The following is a 21,209-nucleotide window of genomic DNA, read 5'->3' on the forward strand; positions in this document are numbered from 1 at the left end:
AGACTCCCATGAATCAAGAAGCTTCCCCCGTGACGGACACCCCCAGCGGAGCCCCTGCCAGTGGTTCCCGGGCCATGCTGGCCCTCAAGATCGGCACGCCCATCGTGCTGGTCATCGCCGCTGGCATGTGGTTCTACACCCGCAACCGCGTGAGCACGGACGACGCCCAGGTGGACGGCCACCTGGTGCCGGTCTCCTGTCGCGTCTACGGTACCGTGGACAAGGTGCTGGTGGAGGACAACCAGGCCGTGAAGGCCGGCGATCCCCTGGTGGCCATGGATCCCCGGGACATCCAGGCGAAACTGGACCAGGCGAAAGCCGCCCTCGCCCAGGCCAAGGCCCAGGTCGAAGGCGCCCGGGCCGATCTGGAACGGGCCCGGGTGGCCTTCCAGCAGGCCAAGGGCTCGGACCTGGAGACCGCCAAGGCCAACCTGGATTCCAAACGGGCCAGCCTGGAGAAGGCGAAGACCGATGTCCAGCGCATGAAGCCCCTGGCCGAGCGGGAGGAGATCTCCGCCCAGCAGTTCGATGGCATCCGCACCCAGGCTGAGGTGGCCGACGGTGACTGGCGTGCCGCCCAGCAGAAGCTCAGTTCCCTCCAGCGCGAGGCGGATATTCGGAAAGTCGCCGTGGGCGCCTCTGAAGCCCGCCTGGCCTCGGCCCTGGCCCAGGTAGACCAGGCCCGGGCCAGCCAGGAGGGCCTCGAACTCCAGCTTGGTTACACCCAGATCCTCGCCCCCGTGGATGGCGTCGTCACCCGCAAGTTCGTGGAAGCGGGCCAGACCATCCAGCCGGGCCAGGGCCTCCTCACGCTGATTCCCCTCCACCAGACCTGGGTCACCGCCAACTTCAAGGAGACCCAGCTGGCGCGGATGAAGCCCGGCCAGGAAGCGGAAATCAAGGTGGACATGAACGGCGTGGTGCTCAAGGGCCACGTGGATTCCATCGCCGGTTCCACCGGCTCGCGCATGAGCCTGCTGCCCCCCGAAAACGCCGTGGGCAACTTCGTGAAGGTCGTCCAGCGCATCCCCGTGAAGATCCACATCGATGAAACGGAAGCCCATAAAGTCATCCTCCGCCCCGGCATGAACGTCGAGGCCACGGTGATCGTGAAGTGACCCAGCACCGCCGCATCAATCCCTGGATCATTGCCCTCACGGTGATGATCGCGACCTTCATGGAGGTCCTCGACACCAGCGTGGCCAACGTGGCGCTGCCGCACATCGCGGGGGACCTCTCGGCGACGGTGGAGGAGACCACCTGGGTACTGACGTCATACCTGGTGGCCAATGCCGTGGTGTTGCCGCTGGGTGGCTACTTCTCCAGCCTCATGGGCCGCAAGCGCTTCTACCTCACCTGCGTGAGCATCTTCACGGTGGCCTCGCTCCTCTGCGGCATCGCGCCCTCACTGGGCTGGCTCATCTTCTTCCGGGTGCTCCAGGGCCTCGGCGGCGGCGGCCTCCAGCCCATCTCCCAGGCCATCCTGGTGGAAACCTTCCCCCACGAGAAGCGCGGCGCGGCCATGGCCGTCTATGGCATGGGCGTGGTGCTGGCGCCCATCATCGGCCCCGTGCTGGGCGGATGGATCACGGACAATTTCAGCTGGCACTGGATCTTCCTCATCAACATCCCGGTGGGCCTCCTGTCCATCGCGCTCACCAGCTCGCTGGTGCAGGATCCCCCGAACTTCCACCGCATCTCCCTCAAGGAGGGCGCCCGGTTCGACTACCTGGGCATCGGTGTCATCACCCTGGGATTGGCGTCGCTGGAGATCGTGCTGGACGAGGGCCAACGCAAGGATTGGTTCTCCTCGAACTTCATCGTCTTCTTCGCCGTCGTCGCGGTGGTGGCCCTGCTCTACGCGGTCTACCACGAGCTGCGGAAGGAACGGCCCATCGTGGATCTGAGGCTGCTGAAGGACCGTACCTTCGCGGTCTCCATCCTCATGCTCTTCGTGCTCGGCTTCGTGCTCTACGGCAGCCTGGCGCTGCTGCCCATTTTCCTGCAGACGCTGCTGGGCTACTCCGCCCTGCTGAGTGGCTGGGTGTTGAGTCCTGGCGGCCTGGCGGTGCTGCTGATGATGCCCGTGGTGGCCATGCTGCTGAAGAAAGTCGACACCCGCTGGCTCATCGGCATCGGGTTCTTCACCTGCGGTCTCGGCCTCATCCAGATGTCGGGGTTCAACCTGCAGGTGGATTTCCAGACGGCCATGACCTCCCGCGTGGTGCAGAGCCTGGGTTTCGCGTTTCTCTTCATCCCCATCAACGTCTCCGCTTTCCAGCACATCCCGCATGAGAAGACAGCCTATGCCGCCGGTCTCATGAACCTGGTGCGCAACATCGGCGGCAGCACAGGCATCGCCATCGCCACCACACTGCTGTCCCGTCGCTCCCAGTTCCACCAGGCCAACCTCATCGGCCACCTGGCGCCGGGGGACCCCGCCTACCAGGGCTTCCTGGACCGGGCCACCCAGCTGGGCGTGCTCCGCGGTGGCCTGTCACCGACGGATGCGGCCCACATGGCGCAGGGCGCCGCCTACGGCACGGTGGTCAAGCAGTCGAGCATGATGGCCTTCTCGGACACCTTCTGGTTCATGGGCATCCTCTGCTTCTGCCTCTTCCCCCTGCTTTTCCTCATGCGGCGGAGCCGAGCCACGGGCCCCGTGGCCATCGACTGACCCGGCGGGGCGGATACCATGGGCGTCATGAGCCTGCGCAACCTGCCCCCCTCCGAGCGCGCCTTCGCGACCTTCGTGCTCCTGGCCATGGCGGCCTTCCTGACGGGTGGCTTGCTCTTCACTACCCGTCAGGAACGCGCCGGGATGGCCCAGGCTCCGGCCGCCAGACCCCGTCTCATGGCCATTCTCGAAGGCGTGATGGCCCCGAACACCAGCCCGGCTGAGACCGCCATGTTCCGCACCTGGGTGCAGGGTGGTGCCGCCCGGGAGGGCTTCGCCCCCGTGGAAGCCATCGTCACGAACAACTGCGCCAGCTGCCACGGCCCAGGCGGCCAGTTTCCCCGGATCACCAGCTACGAGGACCTGCGGCCCCTGGCCATGGAGGAGGCCTCGGACAGCCTCTATGCCACGATCGGCGCTCGGGGTCTCCATCTCGTGGCCTTCCCATTGGTCTTCCTGGCGGCGGCAGTCCTCTACCTTCGGCGGACGGCCTGGGCCAGTCGCAAGGGGCTCATGGGCGCTTCCGCGGTGGCGGTGCTCTTTGACATGGGCCAGTGGTGGCTGCGCCAGGGGCGGACCGGGATCGCCTGGGCGCCCTGGGCGGCCCTGGTCCTTGTCGCCACGACCTACTTAGCCCTGACGGGCATGGTGCTCGCGGATCTTTGGCACGGCTCCTCTGAAGGCCAGAGATAAAAGATCACCACCAAGGCACCAGACATCAGTTTGTCTCGCGTATCACCGCAGGTGATACCGAGAGGAAAAGCAGTTCTTATGTCTTGGTGGTGAAAAGTCTTTCCCCGACTTGGACGACCAGCCTACTGGGCCGCGGGCTCGTCTACGAAGTCGTCGTCCGAGAGGCCAGAATCTGGGGGGAGCTTGGCCAGCTCGGCCTTGACGAGGGTCTGGTGCAGAACCTCCTCGTCACGCAGCTCCTCGAAGAGGGCGCGGACCTTGGCATCCTTCAAAGCGGGGAGGGCCGCCACGAAGAAGGCATGGGCCTTGACCTCGGAAGCCAGGGCGGCCTTCATGGCCTGGCGTGGGCTCATGAAAGCCCGGGCCTCATCAAAGTCCGGGGCCTCCACATCGAAGATCATGGCCCGAGTCACAGTGGGTGTCAGACCGCCGAACAGCTGGCTCCGGCGGTCGGCCAGCTCCTGGCCATGTTTGGCCTCGTTGCCGGCCATGAGGCGGAAGAAGGTGGCCGCCTCCGGGGTGCGGTGCTGCTCCATCTGCGCTGCGAAGTCCTCGTAGCGCTCCTTCGCCTCATCCTCGATCAGGACAGCCAGGTCGAGGGCATCCATGAGGCTCAAGCGGGCGAAATCAATCTGCGTGGCCATGGTCGGCCTCCCGTCACTTCTTGATGAAGAGGTCCAGGATGCGCTCCTTGGGGAGGGCGTCCTTGGCCAGCAGCGCCTGACGCTCACGCACCAGGGCATCGTAGGTGGTTGGCGGCTCGGGGTTCCGGTAGAACACACCGAGGTGCATCTTCTGGCCGTACTGCTGGGCCAGATTCATGGCCGCCAGCCGGTCTGCCGGGTCGTGCCCCATGGCCGCCAGTGATTCACTGATGGCCTTGAGGCCCTTGATCTGCTGGGCCTCTTCGCCGTAGGTCACGCAGGGCGACTGGACATTCACGAAGGCGAAGCCTGGGTAGCGGATGGCCTCCTCGATGGTGGAGGCCATGCCTGCCAGATCCGTCGGCGAGGCCTGGGCCACGAAGCCGGCGCCGTAGGCCAGCACGTAGAGCAGCGGATTGACGGGGTTCTCAAGGCTCCCGTAGGGCGAGGTGCAGGTGGTGCGACCCTTCTGGGAGGTGGGTGAGAGCTGGCCCTTGGTGAGGCCGTAGATCTGGTTGTCCATCACGATGTAGGTGATGTCGATGTTGCGCCGGATCAGGTGGGCGATGTGGCCGCCACCGATGGAGAAACCGTCGCCGTCGCCGCCCGCCGCCAGCACCAGCAGGTCGGGGTTGGCCAGCTTGATGCCCTGGGCGATGGGCAGGGCCCGGCCGTGGACGGTGTTGAAGCCGTAGGCCGTGGTGTAGCCGGGGATGCGGCTGGAGCAGCCGATGCCCGAGATGAAGGCGACCTCGTGCGGCGGGCGCCCGATGGCGGCCAGGGCCCGGTAGATGCCCTGCACCACGGAGTAGTCACCGCAGCCGGGGCACCAGATGGGCTTCAGGTCGCTCTTGTAGTCTTTCGCTTGGAATTCGCAGGTAGCGCTCATGGTGAACCTCACTCCTGGGGCTGAAGCTTGCCCTCGTGGCTGCGCTGCAGCTCCGAGAGGAGATGGTGGAGGGCCGCGACGATCTCGCCGGGCAGGAAGGGGTTCGCGCCGCTGCGGGCCAGGGACTGCAGGCCCTTGGGCAGGTCGAGGTGCATGCGCAGCACCTTGAAGGTCTGGGCCAGGTGGGACTGCTCGACGACGAGGCCCTTCTGCACCGAGGCGAAGAAATCGCGGTAGGTCTGCTCGGCCACGGGATAGAGCAGGTAGGGCACCATGAGCTTCACATCCAGGCCCTCGGCCCGGGCCATCTGCAGCGCCTCGCGGCAGACGCCGGCCACGCTGCCCCAGGCCACCAGGGCCAGCGGCGCATCGGGGTTGCCGGTGATCTCGAAGAGATCTTTGCGCTCCTTGAGGGGGTCCAGCTTCTTGATGCGCTTGTCGTTCATGCGCGCATGGACGGAGCCGCTGTTCGTGGGCGCGCCGGATTCCACATGCTCGATGCCGGAAGCCAGGTAGGTGCCGCCGAGCAGGCCCGGGTGGCTGATGGGGCTGATGTGGTTCTCGGTCTGCTTGAACCGCTTGTAGTCCTGCAGGTCCGAGCCCGTGGGGGCAAGGCGGTTGATGATCTTGAACTGGCTGGTGTCGATGGGATCCAGCGTCTCCTTGCGGGAGGCGATCTCCTGATCGGAGAGGATGATCACCGGCGTCTGGTAGTACTCGGCGATGTTGAAGGCCTCGATGGTGGTGCGGAACGTGTCGGCCACGGAGGTGGGGGCCAGCACGGGGCGGATCACGTCGCCATGGGCGGAGAAGGCGGCCGCGAAGAGGTCGGACTGCTCGGTCTTGGTGGGCAGGCCCGTGGAGGGGCCGCCGCGCTGCACGTCCACGATCACCAGGGGCAGCTCGGCGATGCTGGCGAGGCCCATCATCTCCGACTTCAACGAAAGGCCCGGGCCGCTGGTGGCGGTCATGGCCTTCTTGCCAGCGAAGGAGGCGCCCACGGCCGCGCCGATGCCCGCGATCTCATCCTCGGCCTGCAGCACGGCGCCGCCGTACTTCCAGACGTGGTTGGTGAAGAACTGCATGATCTCGGTAGAGGGCGTGATCGGGTAGCCGCCGAAGAACTGGCAACCAGCGAAGATGGCGGCGGCGGCACACATGTCGTTGCCATCGGTCAGGAGCTTCACGCCACCTTTGCCCGCGGAGGGTTCGATGGTCATGTCCGCCTTGAGGGGATGCGCCTGCGCGAAGGCCATGCCCGCATCGAAGGCCTTTTGGTTGGCTTCGACGAGTTCCTGGCTTTTCTTGGCCAGCTTCTTGGAGATGCCCTTCATCACGGCCACCGCGCCGATGCCGAACCAGCCGGCAATCAGGCCCAGCACCACAGTGTTCTTGGCGCGCTCGGTGCCGGCGGTCTCCTTGGCCATCGCGGCGATGGGCACCGCGATCACCTGCAGGGGCGTCACGCCCACCAGGGGGATCTGGTTCTCGGCCACGCCGGTGGCGGCCTCGTAGATCACCACGGTGGTACCAGCCACCGGAAGCTCGGCGCCGAACTTGAGGAAGTCCTCCCAGTTCAGGGCCACGGCCACATCAAGGTTGCCGCCTGGATTCAAGACCGGATCCGTGCTGATGCGCACGCGACAAGAGGATTCACCACCGCGGATCTGCGAACCGAAGCTCTTGGTCATCACGCCGTGATAACCCTCGGCCGAAGCGGCCTGGAGAAGGGAGTCGCCGGCAGAGACGATGCCATCGCCTCCTGAGCCGGCCATTCCGAAGACAAGATCCTTGCGCATGGGCACCTCGGACTGAGGGTGATGTAGGCGGGCCCCGGGCCGCTTTGACGCTGCCCGGCACCGCACACTGGGAGACGCAGTGTCGTCTCTTCCACCCTACGCCTGGGGGGCATTGCTTTTCATCACACCTTCCCGGCGGGAAATCGCTGCCAGCGCGGTGTCAACCCAATTGGGCCATGTCTTCCGGGGCGCCGATGCTCAGAGCCGAGACCTCCAGGCCCCGCTCCTTGGCCTGTCGTTTCACCAGGCCCGCCAGAACCTTCCCTGGTCCCAATTCGAAGAAAGAGGTGACTCCCTGGTCCAGCAGCAGGTCCATGGTGGCCTGCCAGCGCACCGCGCCCGGGATCTGGCGCACCAGTCCGTCCCGCAGAACCTCGGGCGCTGAGACAGCGGCTGCGTCCACATTGTTGACCAGGGGGCAGATGGGTGTCTTGAAGGCCAAGTTGCCCAGGGTGGGGGCCATGCGGGCCTGGGCGGGCTCCATGAGCGGGGAATGGAACGGCGCACTCACGGGCAGCTTCATGACCTTGCGCCCGCCCCTGGCCTTGACGGCTTCCAGAGCCGCCTCCACCGCCTCGGCATGTCCCGCGATGACGATCTGGCCGGGACCATTGAAGTTGGCGGGCACCACGATCTTGCCGGTCGCGGCGGCCGCCTCGGCGCAGCTGGCCTCCACATCCGCCTGGCTCATGCCCAGGATCGCCGCCATGGCGCCCACGCCCACGGGCACGGCCTCCTGCATGGCCCGGCCGCGCTCACGCACCGTGCGGACCGCATCCTGGAAACCCAGGGCGCCCAGGGCCACCAGGGCGCTGTACTCGCCCAGCGAGTGGCCCGCGGCGAAATCGGGCTTCGGCAGCCGGTGGGCCCAGGCGCGCACCACCATGGTGCTGTGGGTGAGGATGGCGGGCTGGGTGTGCTCCGTCAGCTTCAGCGTGTCTTCCGGCCCCTCGGCCATGAGCTTCGAGAGCGGGAAGCCCAAGGCAGCGTCAGCGTCCTGAAGCACCGCCCGTGCCGCAGGCTCGGCCGCCGCCAGGGCCACGCCCATGCCCACCGCCTGCGACCCCTGCCCCGGAAACAGCCAAGCCACCTTGCTCATAGAGAACCTCCCCGACCACTCGAACTTGAACTGCTTACCACCAAGGCACCAAGACACCAAGAAAGACAACGAACTTGCCTTTGCAGTTCTTGGTGTCTTGGTGTCTTGGTGGTGAATCCTTTCCCGGAAGCCGCCTCAGTCCTGGGGCAGCAGCAACGCCACGCGCTCCTGGATGCGCTCGTGGAGGTGGTGCTCTACGGCGCGCAGGGCGGCCCGGATGGCGTTCCGCACGGCCTTGTGGTCGCTGCGGCCGTGGCCGATGATGCTCACGCCCTTCACGCCGAGCAACGGCGCGCCGCCGTACTCCGAGTAGTCCAGTTTCTTCTTGAACCGCTTCATGGCGGGCTTCGCGAGCAGGCCGGCCAATTTGGTGATGGGCGACTCCATGAAGCTGTCCCGCAGGCCGCCGATGATGCCCTCGGCCAGGGCTTCGCTGGACTTCAGCACCACGTTGCCCACAAAGCCATCGCAGGCGATGACGTCGAAGTTCCCGTTCCAGATGTCCCGGCCTTCAGCATTGCCTTCAAAGCGGATCCCCATCTCACGCAGCATGGCGGAAGCGTCCTTGGTGACATCAGTACCCTTGCCGTCCTCCTCGCCCACGCTGAGGATGCCGACGCGGGGGCGTTCGAGCCCGAGGACTTCCTCGGCGTACACCGAACCCATCACCGCGAACTGGGCAATGTGGTCGGCCCGGCTGTCCACGTTGGCGCCCACATCGAGGAGCACGGTGGGGCCGCCCTTCATGTTGGGCAGGACGCTGGCCAGCGCCGGCCGATCCACGCCGTCGAGCTTGCCGATGACGAGGCTCGAGGCCACCATGGCGGCCCCGGTATGACCCATGGACACCACGCCGTGGGCCCGCCCCTCGCGCACAAGCTGGGCGGCCACACGGATGGAGCTGTCCTTCTTTTCCTTCAGGATGCTGGTGGCCTTGTCATCCATGACCACAGTCTGGGAGGCGTGCACCAACTCCGTGCGGGCCAGCAGCTCCGGCGTGAAGCCGTGGCGAACTAGCTGCGGACGCAGCACCGCCTCATCCCCGACGAGGAAGAGGAAGAGCTCCGGCCAAACCTGAAGGGCCTCCCGGGCACCCAGCAACGTGGCATGGGGGGCATGGTCGCCCCCCATGACGTCCAAAGCGATGCGATGGCCGTCCACTGCCTTAGGCAGTAGCGGCGACGTGGACGGCCAGCTTGCCGCGGTAGAAGCCGCAGCTGGGGCACACGCGGTGGGGCAGCTTGGGGGTCTGGCAGTTGGGGCAGGTGCTGGCGCTCATGACCTCCAGAGCGTCGTGGGTGCGCCGGCGGTCGCGGCGGGCCTTGGAATGGCGGCGCTTGGGATTCGGCATGGCTTGCTCCTAGGGGGAAAATGCAAAGTTTCAGGTTAAGGGTTTCAGGATTCCGGGTCCAGCTTGATTCCCGCCAGGGCCTTGGTAAGGGCCTGGTTGAGCGCTGAGGGGGCCTGCACGGAATCAGGCGGGCACTGGCAGGGGCCCTTGTTCCAGTTCTTACCGCAGGTGGGGCAGAGGCCCTTGCAGTCCTCGACACAAAGGGGGTGCATGGGGGCCTGGAGCTCGAACTGCTCACGCACCAGCTCGGTTTCGTCCAGGAGGTCCTCGGGCAGGAAGACCACGTCCAGATCCTGGGAGCCCAGGGTGTGGGAGCCACGACCCACCAGGTCCGGATCCTTGCTGCCCAGGAATTGACTTTCCACCATGAGGGGGCGGTCCAGGGGCGCGAGGCAGCGGCTGCAGGTCCCCTGCCACACCGCCTCGCCCTTCACTTCCAGGAACACGTCCCCGTCGGAAGCCAGCGCGAACACAGACCAGGTCAGGTCGCGCAGGGAGACACCGCCCTCCAGCGTCACCTGCTCGGTGGTGCCGTTCAGACGGAGGCCCTCGGGGGGCAGCTTGTGGAGGTCAATCACTTCTTGGCTCCGGCATCCGCGGCCGGGGTGTCGGCCTTGGGGGCTGCATTGGAACCTGATGAGCTGACTGGGGAGGAACCGGTCACCTGGCCGGGAGTCCGGGTGATGGGCCCCGCATCCTCCTGGTTGCCGGGATCGCCGGCGCACTTCAGCTCGTAGGTGGCGCGGCTGGACTTGCCCTCGTAGGGCTGGCCGAAGGGGTCCTGGGCGGGCATGCCGGTCTTGATGAGGCTTTCCTTCACCAGCGAGGAGTTGCCGTCGATCATGGCGTCGTAGCTGCCGAAATCCGGGAAGCGACCGTACTTCAGGTAGTACTGGTCCAACCCCTCGGCCACGATCTTGAGGTCATCCTGGGCCTTGAGGTAGCGGGCTGCGGCAGAGTGCTTCTTGTACTGCGAGAAACCCAGGGTGCCCAGGACGGCGATGATCATCATCGCCACCAGCAGCTCCAACAGAGAGAAACCGCGGTCTCGGCGGCAGGCGGTGGTCGGGGTCATGGGAGGGTCCGGTGAGAGGGCTCGTCTGCGTCGCATCCGAGCGTTCCAGTGTGCCAGGAATGGCTGAAAAAGCAAGGTTTCATCGGCTTCATGCGTCCTTGCCGCCTTCGGTTCCGCCGCCTTCTTCCACCGCGGGGGCCGGGAAGTCCGCAGGCCAGGGGAAGTCCTGTGGCAACGCCTCCAGGCCGCCCAGTTCGGCCAGCCAGTACCGGTAGGCCCGGAAGCTCATGCCGAGCCGCTTCCCGGCCTTGGTCTTCACGCCGCCCACGTCCTCCAGGGCCCGCCGGAGGAAGTGGCCTTTCAGGGCGGTGATCCAGGCCTCCAGGTCGAAACCCTCCGGCGGGATGGTCAGGGGCGGCGGGCGGAGGCCACCTTCCGCCGCAGGATTCTGCCCAAAACCATCAGGCAACAGGTCCTTGGTGATGGGACCGCCGGCGTTGAGCGCCACACAGCGCTCCATGAGGTTTTCCAGCTCCCGCACATTGCCGGGGAACCGGTAGGCCAGCAGTTGGGTCATGGTGTCCGGGTGGAGTTGCATGGGGGGCTTGCCCAGCTTCTGGCAGAACCGCCGCAGGAAGTGCTCGGCGAGCACCGGCAGGTCCTCGGGTCGCTCCCGCAGGGGCGGCAGCTCGATCTGGAGAATGTTCAGCCGGTAGAACAGGTCCTCGCGGAAGGCCCCGGACTCCGCCCTGGCCCGCAGATCCCGGTTGGTGGCAGCGATGACACGCACGTCCACCGGCCGCTCTTCCGTGGCGCCCAGGCGGCGCAGGCGGCGCTCCTGGAGCACCCGCAGCAGCTTCACCTGGAGGGACAGTGGCATCTCGCCAATCTCATCCAGGAACAGGATGCCGCCGCCAGCCTCCTCGAAGAGGCCGCGCTTCATGGCCCCGGCGCCGGTGAAAGCCCCCTTCTCGAAGCCGAACAGCTCGCTTTCCAGCAAAGCCTCGGGCAGGGCCCCGCAGTTCACGGCCACAAAGGGCCCCTTGGCCCGGTCGGAATAGCGGTGGATGAGCCGGGCCACCACCTCCTTGCCGGTGCCGCTTTCGCCCGTGAGCAGTACCGTGGTGTCCGCGCGGGAGACCTTGCCGATGAGCGCGTTGATCTTCCGCATGATGGGGCCCACGCCCACCAGCTCGCCCAGGTCCTGGGGCAGCGGCGCGGCCGGTTCTGTGGCGGCCAGCAGGCCCTTCAGCGTGCCGATGAGCTCGTCGTGCTTGAAGGGTTTCGTGATGAAGTCCACGGCCCCCTGGTTCAGGGCCTCCACCGTGGTTTCCGTGGTGGCGTAGGCGGTCATGATCACCACCGGCGTCTCCAGCCCCTGCTCCTTCATCCAGGTGAGCAGCTCGATGCCGGAGCCGTCCTTCAGCTTCAGATCGGAGAGCACGCCATCGAACGTGGTCTCCCGGAGGGCCTGCTGGCCCTCTTCGATGCCTGCGGCAGCCTCGCACCGGAAGCCGGCCCCTTCCAGGGCCAACGTCAGCACCTCCCGAAGGCCGGGTTCATCCTCCACCAGCAGGATCCGTTGGGTCGTGGCGAGGGACATGGCAACCTGGAGAAGTGACGCGTTAGGTCAGTTATCCTATCTTGAACCTTAGGGGTCTGATTTCAAAATGGGGTGTGGCCGCGCAGGGGGCACCGCCCAAGCGAGACAAGGAAAGCGACGATGGCAATAGCGGCACTATTGGCGAGAAGCTTGACGCAGTATCGCGCCGGGCGCTGCCCCCTGCCCTTCGGGACGGGCCCAGCCGCGCGCCCAGGTGCGTTGGTGGCCTTGAACGATGTCCCGCATCGCCCTGCGGCCGCCGCCTTCCTGGATCACGCGGCTGGACCCGTCGCGGCTCGCATCCATTTTGAAAACAAACCCCTAGCTGGAGTCCCGTGAAGCACGTCGTGTTCGCGCACCGGAAGCTGTCCTTCGGGGGGGGCGAGCGGGTGCTCCTGGAACAGGTAGCGGCGCTGGCGGATCTGCCCGTGAAGGTAACCGTGATCTTCCGGAAGGATCCGGGAAAACGTGACCTCGAACCGGAATTGCGCGCCCGCAACCCGAACGTGGCCGAAGTGATCCATCTCCCCGGGGCCGTGGGTGCCTTCCGTTGGCTGCGCCAGACCCGGCCGAACCTGCTGGTGCTTTGCAACCACAAGGGGGTCCAGCGCGCCCTGCCCTGGCTGGCGCGGTTCGGTGTGCGAATCCCTACGGTCCTCACCCTGCACGAGCACTACGAGCGCCACCTGCGGAAGTACCGCGGCATCCGAAACCTCGTGGACCGCTGGATCTGCACCTACGACTTCACCGACGCCGTGCGGGAGCACCTGAGCGCCGCCCCGTGCAGCATCATCCATCCCCTGTACCCGCGGCCTGAGGCCCGACCTGTGGACGCCGAGGAGCGCCGGGCCGTTCGGCGCGAGCTGGGCCTGCCGGAAACTGGCCCATTGGTGGGTTACATAGGCCAGATCGATGGCCGCAAGGATCCCGTCTCCGTGCTGCGCTTCGCCGAAAACCTGCTTGGCGCCACTGTGCTGTTCGCGGGACGGGAGGAACCGGCAACCGCAACGGCCCTCCAGGCGGCCCTGGAGGCATCCCCCTTGAAAGAGCGCACCCGCCGCCTCGGCCCCCTGCCCGATTTGGGCATGGCCTTCGCGGCCCTGGACCTCTACGTGATGACCAGCCGCAACGAGGGCTTCTTCCCCCTGGCCCTCATCGAGGCCCTGGAACGAGGCGTGCCCGTGCTGGCGCCCACCGTGGGGGGTATCGGCTCCGTGCTGAAGGATGGAGAAGGCGGGTTCCTCATCCGGAAGCCCGACGACCGGCGCGCCATCGATGGGGCCCTCCTCCGGGCTACTGCCGCGCGTCTGGGGCCGCTCCTGGCGGATCCCGCGGCCTGGGAGGTCCAGCGGGCCAAGGCCCACGCCTTCGGCACGGCCCTGACCCGGAACTACGACGCTGCCGCAAAGTTCCGGGAGGCGCTGTCGCCATGGCTGTGATTCCCGACCACGCCACCTGGGTGCGCTTCCCGCGGTTCGTGGGGGATGCCGCCATGCAGCTTCCGGTGCTACGCCTCCTCCGGGAGATCGACGCTGGACCCCTTGTCGTCTGGGGGCCGAAAAGCACCGTGGGACTGGTGGCGGAGACGTGGTTCTGCGACGCGGCCTTGCCGGACGAGGGCAAGCCCGGTCCCTTTGCCATGGCGCGCGTCCTCCGGAAGCACCGGGCCGCCCGCAGCATCCACTTCCCGAAATCCCTGCGGCCCGCGCTGGCGGCCTGGCTGGCCTGGGTCCCGGAGCGCATCGGCGTGGACGAAAGCCTGGCGGGCCTCTTCAACACCCACAGCGGGCCCTTCTGGGACGCGGAGGGGCCCTTCCTCCTCCGCTACCACGCCGTGCTGAAACGGCGCTGGCCAGACCTGCCGCCCATGCCCTTCGCTGACTTCGACCCGGGCGTGGCCATCGAGAAGCCCTCGCAGCGCTACCTCTGCCTCATGCCTGGATCCACCTGGCCGTCCAAAGCCTGGCCCGTGGACCACTTCCGAGCCCTCTTGCTGAAGGCCCGAACCGAGGGATTCGCCGTGGTGGTGCTCGGCTCGCCGGATGAAGCGCCCACATGCTCGGCGGTGGCCGGTGCAGAAGGCATCAACCTCTGCGGCAGGACGACCCTCAAGGAGGCCGCCGCCTGGATGCGCGGGGCCGCGGCGGTCATGGGCAACGACTCGGGGCTCAGCCACCTGGCCGCGGCCACCGGCGCGCCGGCCTTGGCACTCTATGGCGCCACGGACCCGGGCGGGTCCACGCCCTGGGGCCCCAGAAGCCGTGGCTTGCGGAAGGAGGGCATCCCCTGCGCCCCCTGCTTCAAGCGGGACTGCTTCACGCCGGGGCACCCCTGCCTGGCGGAGATTGGGCCCGACCAGGTCTGGGCTGAGCTGAAAGAACTCATCTCCGGCTAGAATCACAGGTCTTCCTGCGAGGTCCCGCATGCTCCGTCGCCTCCTTCTCGCTTGCGCCGCCATCACGCTCACGGCCCAGGCGCCCATCATCAGCTTCGACAAGACCCACCACGACTTCGGCCGGATTACGCCGGACCGCAAGGTGGCTGCGAAGTACCACGTCACCAACACCGGCAACGCCATCCTGAGCATCACCCAGGTGCGACCCAGCTGCGGCTGCACCGCCACCGTGATCGGCAAATGGTCGATCGCTCCCGGCGAGGGCACGGACCTCGAGGCCACGTTCGATCCGCGGGGCCTCAAGGGCGGCGTGCGCAAATCCATCGAGGTGGTCAGCAATGACCCCAAGAATCCGGCCGTGAGCCTGACCCTTGAGGCGGAAGTGGTGCAGGAGATCATGCCCTCCGTGGATTCCGTTTATTTCCACAACGTGCCCAAGGCTGCCATTTCCCGCAGCACCGTGCGCTACGCCAGCGGCAGTGGCGAACCCGTCCAGATTGTGGACGTGAAGGCCCCTGGCGCCCCTTTCCTCGCCTTCGCCTACCGGCAGGAGGGCAAGGATCTGGTCATGGAAGTGGCTTTCGACGGCCGCAAGGTGCCCATCGGCCGGTTCCGCGGCGTCGAGGAGGCCACGGTGCACTTCAAGAACCCTCGTATGAACCAGCTGCCCCTGAACATCCAGTGGGAGCTGAAGCCTGCGGTCCAGGCCACTCCCGCTGAACTGGTGTTCCAGGACACCGCCGGCCGGGAACTGCGGCAGAAGCTCACCCTGAAGCAGGCAGATGGCCACCCCTTCCGCGTCACCGGAAGCCGCTGTTCCCTCGCGGGTGTCCGGGTCGAGGGCTCCGGCCCGAAAGCGGCCACCCAGGAGCTGTCCGTGGTGTTGCCCGCCTCCCTGCAGGCCGGCAGGTACAGCGAAGTACTGTCCCTGAACACCGACGACCCGGATCAGCCCGAATTGACGATCCGCTTGGCAGCGATCTTGAAATAGCAACAAACCGTCAATGCCATCCGGAATTATCCTTCGCCCTGCTCGGGGCCGGGGCTAGCCTGGAAGGATGCTGGAGTCCCGCAAGTCCCACCTCGTCGCTGTCGTCGCCATGGCCGCCACCGCGGCGGTGTGGGGTGGCGGCTTCCCTGCCACCAAATACTGCCTGCAGGCGGGCCTTTCCGTGGGAGCGCTGCTGACCCTCCGGTTCGCCATCGGGACGGCGGGCCTGGGTTTGATGATGCTGCTGCTCAAGGTGCCCATCCGGCGGCGGGACGCCCTGGACGGCCTCTGGTTGGGCCTGGTGCTGGCTACCCTGTTCTGGCTCCAGACCGATGGCCTCCGGTTCACCACGACCTCGAAATCCGGATTCATCACGGGGCTCTACGTGATCTTCACCCCCCTGGTGGCTCTGCTGGCGGGCGATCGCCTGCGGCCTTCGCACGGCCTGGCCGCCCTGGTGGCCCTCACGGGACTGGCTTTGCTGGTCCGCGAGCCTGGGGCCGCCTGGGGGGGCTGGAACCGGGGAGATTCCGAGACCCTGCTGGCCGCTGTGCTGTGCGGATTCCACATCGTGATGACGGCGCACTTTTCCCGTCGCTCGTCGGGTTGGGTGTTGGCCTTCATGCAGGTGGCCGTCACTGGCGCCATCTCGCTGGCCATCACGCTCGCCCTCCCCGCGCCGTACGGCTTCCAGGGCGCCGGCGTCGCCCTGGCCCGGGCTGGCACCTGGGTTTCGCTCGGCTTCATGGGCCTGCTGGCCACCACCCTCGCCTTCTATGTGCAAAGCACCATGCAGGCCCGCCTGGGCGCCACCGAAAGCGCCATCCTGTTCAGCCTGGAACCCGTGTACACCGCCCTCATCGCCGTCAGCGGTGTCGTCCCAGGCGTCCTCGAACACCTGGGGCCCAGCCAGCTGGCCGGTGGCCTTCTGATCCTCGCCGCCACCTTCGTGGCAGAGCTGGGACCAAGGCTGCTGAAGCGGCTCCAGCGCCCGGAACCGGAAGAGGCCATCGGATAGCCGGTATCCTGGATGTGGAAGAGGAGTCGGGCATGTTCATCGTCACGGGCGGCGCGGGATTCGTGGGCAGCAACGTAGTGCGGCAGCTGAACCGCCGCGGGCACACGGACATCCTCGTGGTGGACAACCTGGCCCGGGCGGAGAAGGCCCGGAACCTGGCGGACCTCACCCTCTCCGACTACATGGACAAGCGGGAGTTCCGGGCGCGTCTCGACGCCGGCACCTTGGATCTTCAGCCCGAGGCTGTGTTCCACAACGGCGCCTGCTCCGACACCATGGAGACCGACGGCCGCTACATGATGGAGAACAACTTCGGCGATTCGAAGGCCCTGCTGCACTGGTGCCTGGCCCGGAAGGCGCCCCTGGTCTACGCCAGCAGCGCCGCCACCTACGGCGCCAGCACGGACTTCGAGCCCGTGCCGAAGAACGAGGGTCCGCTGAACGTCTACGGCTACTCCAAGCTGGCCTTCGATCAGCATGTGCGGAGCCTCCTGCCGGCCATCCAGAGCCCGGTGGTAGGGCTGCGCTACTTCAACGTCTTCGGCCCCCGCGAGCACCACAAGGGCCGCATGATGTCCGTGCTTCACCAGCTGCTGCGCCAGTTGAAGGAGACTGGCGTCTGTCGCCTCTTCGAGGGCACGGATGGCTACGCCAACGGCGAGCAGCATCGCGACTTCATCTTCGTGGGTGACATCGTGGCCATCAACCTGCACTTCGGCGGCGCGGGCATGGCGAAAGGCATCGTCAACGCCGGCACCGGCAAAGCGCGCAGCTTCAACGACATCGCCCAGACCCTCATCACCCACCTGGGTCAGGGACGCATCGAATACATCCCCTTCCCCGAAGCCCTACGCGGCAAGTACCAGAGCTTCACCCAGGCCGACGTGCGCAGCCTGCGGGCGGCCGGCTACACCGCTCCCTTCACGGAGCTGGAGGTCGGCATCGCCGCGACCTTGGCGGAAATCTAGGTTCGTCTCGGATCCTCGAAAAAACAGGAACACAGAGGACACTGAGTTCGCACAGAGGACGCAGAGAGAGACAGGTCAGGGTTTTCTCTGCGCCCTCTGTGTTCCTGTTTTCAGGCCCAGGACGGACTTCAGGCTTTCCGGTCCAGGATCACCAAGGTCACGTCGTCCACGAACGGCGCGGGGGCGTTGAAAGCGCGGGCCTGGGCGATGACGGAGGCCGCCGCCTCGTCGGCCCCGGCGGGAAGCTCCGCGCAGATGCGGCGCAGGCCGGCCTCTTCCAGCATGGTGCGATCCTCTCGCTCCACCTCCACCAAGCCATCCGTATAGAGCACGAGCCGATCTTCGGGCAGGAACTCCGCATCATGTTCCAGGAAGGGGAGCTGGGCATCCAAGCCCAGCATGAAGCCCTTTCCCCGCAGGACTTCGGAACGCTGAAGCCCGCCCCTGGAGCCCCGCACGATGCGCAGTGGGGCGCAGTGGCCGGCTGCCACGTAGCGGATGCGGTCCGTGGCGGGATCCAGACGGCCCAACCAGGCCGTGGCGAACTGTTCGGCCAGGGTGGAGCGGCAGAGATCCTCATTCATGCCCATGGCCCAGGCCAGGGGTTCGCCGCCCAGGCGCACCTGGTTCTCGAAGGAGGTCTTCACCATGGCCGAGATGAGCGCCGCGGTGACCCCGTGGCCGCTCACGTCCGCGATCATCATGGCCGTGCAGCCATCCGCCAGTGGCAGCACCGCGTAAATGTCCCCCCCGATGCCCGCGGCCGGAAGGTAGCGATGCGTGTAGCTCACACCCCGCCCCTCACCCGGAAGTTTGGGCAGCAGACCCATCTGCAGGGCCGCGGCCAGCTCCATCTCCTCCCGTACGCGCTCCTGGAAGGCGGTCAGCTCCTTGTTCTGGCGCTTGATCTCCTTCTGCATCCCGATGAGGCGGAAGGTGGAGTCCACCTTGGCCAGCACCTCCTGCGCATGGAAGGGCTTCGGGATCATGTCGTCGGCACCCAGGGAGAGGCCGCCAATCCGTGAGGCCGTGCCGTCCAGGGCGGACAGGATGATGAAGTAGATATCCTGCGTGGCGGGATCGCTCTTGACCCGCTTGCAGAGTTCGTCGCCGGACATCTCCGGCATGCGCAGATCCGAAATGATGAGGTCGGGCTTCAGGCGGCTCATCTCCCCGAGGGCTTCGACGCCATGGCCAGCAGTCAGGACCTGGTAGCCCGCCCGCTTGAGGTAGAAGCTGAGGATATCCCGGATGGGCGCTTCATCATCCACCACCAGGACTACGCCCTTGGCCATGCAGAGCCTTCAGGGAGCGCCGTTCCCGACTGTCACGCGCCGCGGAGGGCGTCCTGCTCGGTGGCGAAGATGGAGAAGTAGTTGGTGAGGTTGGTCTGGTCGAAGGTCTTTTTCACCGGAGCAGGCAGGCAGGACAGATGGAGCTTCCCGCCGGACTTGTCCACGCTGTTCCGGGCAGCGACCAGGAGGCCGAGACCCGAGGAATCGATGAAGCTCACGCCCTCCAGGTTGATCACCAGGAGTTTCGGCTGCGCCGTGGCCACTGTTTCCCGGATCACATCCCGCAGCTGGGCGGTCACTTCGAAGTTGACCTTGCCCTGGATCGACACCACGGAAGCGGTGCCCTCTTGGCGGGTCTGGATGTTCAGCATGATTCCTCCTGAAGAATTCCCTGAAGTACTCGCCGCCGCGCAGCGTCACGCTGGCGTTGTTTGTATTCCGAATGGGATGCAGGACCTGATCGTGAGCTTTGAAACCCTGATTGTTCCATCACTTGGACTTCATGTGCGAAGAAGAAAGTAAACTCCTCCTGTTCCTGGATCAACTCTGGAATCCCGGCGAGGTCCGCCAAGTCCCCGTGCCCGAGGGCTCGGAGCCGTTCCTGGACGGCCTCCAGGGCAGATCCGCCCGGTCCTGGAAGGCGGACCAGCGTGCGTGCCGTAAACTGGATGGCCGAGTAATCCTTGCTGGAGAACGGGTTCTGTTCGACGCCGCCGGACTTGAGGGCCAAGGTGCTGCTGAGGGCCTGCCGGGCCTCGGGAGTCAGATCCTGGATCTGGAACAGGGGTGGCAATGACTCCGTCCAGGCGGCGAGGGCGTCCAGGTCGATCATCAGGTTGCGGCTTCGGCTGGGCTTGATGTGCGTGGGCATCAGCACGTGATGGTCCAGGAGGAAGCGGATGGCCATGAGCACGCCCAGGCGGTCCTCAGCCACGAAGCGGATGCCGATCTGGTCGTAGATGGTCTCGGCGACGTTCTCGGGCTTGTGGAGCATCTTAAGGAGCATGGAGACCCGGTCCTTGTTCTCCTTGCGCTCCACAGCCACCAGAGGCACCTCGTAGGCGCCCCGCAGCAGCCAGTTCCCGTTCTCGCAGACAAGGAACTGGTCGTAGCGGCTGAAGACCTGACGCTGGATCTCCGGGAGGAACCGGAGGTTCACGTTGTGGTCCACATGGAAGAGGGTGTGCATCACCCGCAGGATCGAGCAGGCCCAGCGACCGCTGGAGGTGCGGGGGCGCTCCGAAGCCCAGACCAGAAGGTCTAGGGGATCCCCGACGGCCCGCAACTCGTTCGGAACATGCAGGTTCGTGCCCTCGAGCACCACGCCCTCGAGGAAGTCGATGGCATCCTCGTAGATCCTGGCCACCCGGGCCCGCTGGGTGGGCACGCTCATGTCGTAGCCGTAGTTGAGGGCGAAGGTCCAGGCCTCGTCGAGGGACTGGATACGGAGGCCATCCAGGTCGATGGGGGACCCCCCGCCGAGGATCACCTGGGTGACTTCTGGTGGCATGGGGAAAAGGGCGTGATGGCGCATGACGTCGAGCATCTTTACCGATTCTCTCACTATGGATCATAAAAAAACGGGGCGTCTTAAAAAGAGACGCCCCGTTGAATACCGATTTTATCCTACTTGATGGCGAAGGCGGCGACGAGCACGTAAATCACGAGGGCCTCGATGAGCGCCAGACCGATGATCATGGTGGTGCGGATGTTACCGGCGGCCTGGGGGTTGCGGGCCACGCCCTCGCAGGCGGCGACCACAGCCTTGCCCTGGGCCAGACCGCAACCGGCGGCGGCGATGGCGAGGGCGATGTGGGCCGTGAACTGGCCTTCAAAGAGGCTCTTGGTGGCGGCGGGGGCGCCCTGCGCGAAGGCGACGGCGGCCAGGGTGAACAGGAAGGCGGTGGTAAGGAACTTCTTCATGGTGGTGCTCCTAAGTGGTGCCCGAAGGGTTCGGAATCCCGCGGGCGGTTGAATGCTTTTCACATGCGGAAAACGCGAGCGGGCCCGGCCTGTTCGCGTTATTGGTAGGTTCAATGTTCGTGGCTGACGGCACCGCTGAGATAGATCACGGCCAGCATGGTGAATACGAACGTCTGGATGAGCCCGAAGAAGAGGCCCAGGAACATCATGGGCACCGGCAGCAGAATGGGCATCAGGCCGAAGAAGATGCCCGCCACCACGTGCTCACCGGCGATGTTGCCGAAGAGACGGAGGGAATGGCTGAGGATGCGGCTGAGGAGGCCAAGGATCTCAAGGGGGAACATCAGGGGCATCAGCCACCAGATGGGGCCTGCGAAGTGCAGCCAGTACTTGCCGACGCCCTGCTCCTTCATGCCCTGGAAGTTGTAGTAGCCGAACACCACGAGGGCCGCGCCCAGGGTGATGTTCCAGTTGCTGGTGCCGGGGCTGAGACCGGGCAGCAGGCCGAAGAGGTTGTTGAAGAAGACGAAGAGCGCCATGGTCCCGATGAAGGGCAGGTGCTTCTCCCCGTGGTGGGCGATGTTGTCATTGATCATGCCCTTGAGCCACTCAACGACGCCCTCGAACATCTGCTGAAGGGGACCGGGGATGCGAGACAGGTTCTTTCGCACCAGGGCCGTGAAGAGCATGGCCACAAGGGCCGCCAGGGCCGCGTTCAACAGGTGGTCATAGCGCTCGAGGATGGACAGGGCCGCCCCATGGGCGAACCCGGGCCACGGGTGCTGGGACAGGTGGAGAACCTGGGTGAGCCACTGGGCTAGCAACGATGCGTGGTGTTCCATCTGGGTC

22 protein-coding genes are annotated in these 21,209 nt (G+C 66.1%); 8 read left to right on the plus strand and 14 right to left on the minus strand.

Going from position 1 to position 21,209, the window contains the following annotated elements; translation table 11 throughout:
• The first annotated feature begins 8 nt into the window (after window positions 1-8).
• Genes NOV74_RS05610 through NOV74_RS05620 form a run of 3 tightly spaced genes read left to right on the plus strand, consistent with a single transcriptional unit; the run spans window position 9 to window position 3,370 of the window.
• Complete coding sequence (locus NOV74_RS05610) at window positions 9-1,118, plus strand: HlyD family secretion protein (protein WP_257310005.1); 1,110 nt, start codon at window positions 9-11, stop codon at window positions 1,116-1,118.
• Complete coding sequence (locus NOV74_RS05615; RefSeq protein WP_257310006.1) at window positions 1,115-2,677, plus strand: DHA2 family efflux MFS transporter permease subunit; 1,563 nt, start codon at window positions 1,115-1,117, stop codon at window positions 2,675-2,677. The genes NOV74_RS05610 and NOV74_RS05615 overlap by 4 nt, the downstream gene beginning before the upstream one ends.
• Before the next feature lie 27 nt (window positions 2,678-2,704).
• Window positions 2,705-3,370 (plus strand): hypothetical protein, encoded by a 666-nt coding sequence (locus NOV74_RS05620; RefSeq protein WP_257310007.1) that lies wholly within the window; start codon window positions 2,705-2,707, stop codon window positions 3,368-3,370.
• Window positions 3,371-3,492: 122 nt separating this feature from the next.
• Here NOV74_RS05620 and NOV74_RS05625 read toward each other — a convergent pair whose 3' ends face one another.
• The 9 genes from NOV74_RS05625 to NOV74_RS05665 all read right to left on the minus strand — a co-directional run bounded on the left by NOV74_RS05625 (window position 3,493) and on the right by NOV74_RS05665 (window position 11,770).
• On the minus strand, window positions 3,493-4,014 hold the full coding sequence (locus tag NOV74_RS05625) for a ferritin-like domain-containing protein (protein ID WP_257310009.1): 522 nt from the start codon (window positions 4,012-4,014) through the stop codon (window positions 3,493-3,495).
• Between the two features lie 13 nt (window positions 4,015-4,027).
• Complete coding sequence (locus NOV74_RS05630) at window positions 4,028-4,903, minus strand: 2-oxoacid:ferredoxin oxidoreductase subunit beta (protein WP_257310010.1); 876 nt, start codon at window positions 4,901-4,903, stop codon at window positions 4,028-4,030.
• An 8-nt stretch (window positions 4,904-4,911) separates the two neighbouring features.
• On the minus strand, window positions 4,912-6,702 hold the full coding sequence (locus NOV74_RS05635; protein WP_257310011.1) for a 2-oxoacid:acceptor oxidoreductase subunit alpha: 1,791 nt from the start codon (window positions 6,700-6,702) through the stop codon (window positions 4,912-4,914).
• A gap of 160 nt (window positions 6,703-6,862) precedes the next feature.
• The gene (fabD, locus tag NOV74_RS05640) at window positions 6,863-7,801 is read right to left on the minus strand and encodes an ACP S-malonyltransferase (RefSeq protein ID WP_257310013.1); all 939 of its coding nucleotides are present in this window, start codon (window positions 7,799-7,801) and stop codon (window positions 6,863-6,865) included.
• Window positions 7,802-7,936: 135 nt separating this feature from the next.
• Window positions 7,937-8,962 carry a phosphate acyltransferase PlsX gene (plsX, locus tag NOV74_RS05645; RefSeq protein WP_257310014.1) on the minus strand — a complete coding sequence of 342 codons (1,026 nt, stop codon included), beginning with the start codon at window positions 8,960-8,962 and terminating at the stop codon, window positions 7,937-7,939.
• A 4-nt stretch (window positions 8,963-8,966) separates the two neighbouring features.
• Window positions 8,967-9,152, minus strand: a complete 186-nt coding sequence (gene rpmF / locus NOV74_RS05650; protein WP_257310015.1) for a 50S ribosomal protein L32 — start codon at window positions 9,150-9,152, stop codon at window positions 8,967-8,969.
• A gap of 44 nt (window positions 9,153-9,196) precedes the next feature.
• On the minus strand, window positions 9,197-9,730 hold the full coding sequence (locus NOV74_RS05655) for a YceD family protein (RefSeq protein WP_257310017.1): 534 nt from the start codon (window positions 9,728-9,730) through the stop codon (window positions 9,197-9,199).
• Entirely contained in the window at window positions 9,727-10,227 is a 501-nt protein-coding gene (locus NOV74_RS05660) for a type II secretion system protein (protein ID WP_257310018.1), read from the minus strand. Before NOV74_RS05660 ends, NOV74_RS05655 begins: the two co-directional genes overlap by 4 nt.
• A gap of 88 nt (window positions 10,228-10,315) precedes the next feature.
• Window positions 10,316-11,770 (minus strand): sigma-54-dependent transcriptional regulator, encoded by a 1,455-nt coding sequence (locus NOV74_RS05665; RefSeq protein ID WP_257310019.1) that lies wholly within the window; start codon window positions 11,768-11,770, stop codon window positions 10,316-10,318.
• Between the two features lie 335 nt (window positions 11,771-12,105).
• Between NOV74_RS05665 and NOV74_RS05670 the strand changes: the two genes are divergently transcribed.
• The 5 genes from NOV74_RS05670 (at window position 12,106) to rfaD (ending at window position 17,142) form a co-directional block, all read left to right on the plus strand.
• Window positions 12,106-13,209: a glycosyltransferase family 4 protein gene (locus tag NOV74_RS05670; RefSeq protein ID WP_257310020.1), complete on the plus strand. Its 1,104-nt coding sequence runs from the start codon at window positions 12,106-12,108 to the stop codon at window positions 13,207-13,209.
• Window positions 13,200-14,165, plus strand: coding sequence for a glycosyltransferase family 9 protein (locus NOV74_RS05675; protein WP_257310022.1), 966 nt, complete (start codon window positions 13,200-13,202; stop codon window positions 14,163-14,165). Before NOV74_RS05670 ends, NOV74_RS05675 begins: the two co-directional genes overlap by 10 nt.
• Before the next feature lie 28 nt (window positions 14,166-14,193).
• Window positions 14,194-15,156: a DUF1573 domain-containing protein gene (locus tag NOV74_RS05680; RefSeq protein ID WP_257310023.1), complete on the plus strand. Its 963-nt coding sequence runs from the start codon at window positions 14,194-14,196 to the stop codon at window positions 15,154-15,156.
• 67 nt (window positions 15,157-15,223) lie between these two features.
• Window positions 15,224-16,174 carry a DMT family transporter gene (locus NOV74_RS05685; protein ID WP_257310024.1) on the plus strand — a complete coding sequence of 317 codons (951 nt, stop codon included), beginning with the start codon at window positions 15,224-15,226 and terminating at the stop codon, window positions 16,172-16,174.
• Window positions 16,175-16,206: 32 nt separating this feature from the next.
• The gene (gene rfaD / locus NOV74_RS05690; protein ID WP_257310025.1) at window positions 16,207-17,142 is read left to right on the plus strand and encodes an ADP-glyceromanno-heptose 6-epimerase; all 936 of its coding nucleotides are present in this window, start codon (window positions 16,207-16,209) and stop codon (window positions 17,140-17,142) included.
• Between the two features lie 128 nt (window positions 17,143-17,270).
• Here the strand turns inward: rfaD and NOV74_RS05695 are convergent, their stop codons facing one another.
• From NOV74_RS05695 to atpB, 5 genes are all read right to left on the minus strand, one after another.
• Entirely contained in the window at window positions 17,271-18,437 is a 1,167-nt protein-coding gene (locus NOV74_RS05695; RefSeq protein WP_257310026.1) for a PP2C family protein-serine/threonine phosphatase, read from the minus strand.
• 32 nt (window positions 18,438-18,469) lie between these two features.
• Window positions 18,470-18,808 (minus strand): anti-sigma factor antagonist, encoded by a 339-nt coding sequence (locus NOV74_RS05700; protein ID WP_243286474.1) that lies wholly within the window; start codon window positions 18,806-18,808, stop codon window positions 18,470-18,472.
• Entirely contained in the window at window positions 18,802-19,983 is a 1,182-nt protein-coding gene (locus tag NOV74_RS05705; RefSeq protein WP_257310027.1) for a TIGR04552 family protein, read from the minus strand. The genes NOV74_RS05700 and NOV74_RS05705 overlap by 7 nt, the downstream gene beginning before the upstream one ends.
• Before the next feature lie 80 nt (window positions 19,984-20,063).
• Window positions 20,064-20,360 carry an ATP synthase F0 subunit C gene (locus NOV74_RS05710; protein ID WP_257310028.1) on the minus strand — a complete coding sequence of 99 codons (297 nt, stop codon included), beginning with the start codon at window positions 20,358-20,360 and terminating at the stop codon, window positions 20,064-20,066.
• A 110-nt stretch (window positions 20,361-20,470) separates the two neighbouring features.
• Entirely contained in the window at window positions 20,471-21,202 is a 732-nt protein-coding gene (atpB, locus tag NOV74_RS05715) for a F0F1 ATP synthase subunit A (RefSeq protein ID WP_257310029.1), read from the minus strand.
• Between the last annotated feature and the right edge of the window lie 7 nt (window positions 21,203-21,209).

Origin of the sequence: Geothrix fuzhouensis, from assembly GCF_024609325.1 — a bacterium.
GTDB classification, from domain to species: Bacteria; Acidobacteriota; Holophagae; order Holophagales; family Holophagaceae; genus Geothrix; species Geothrix fuzhouensis.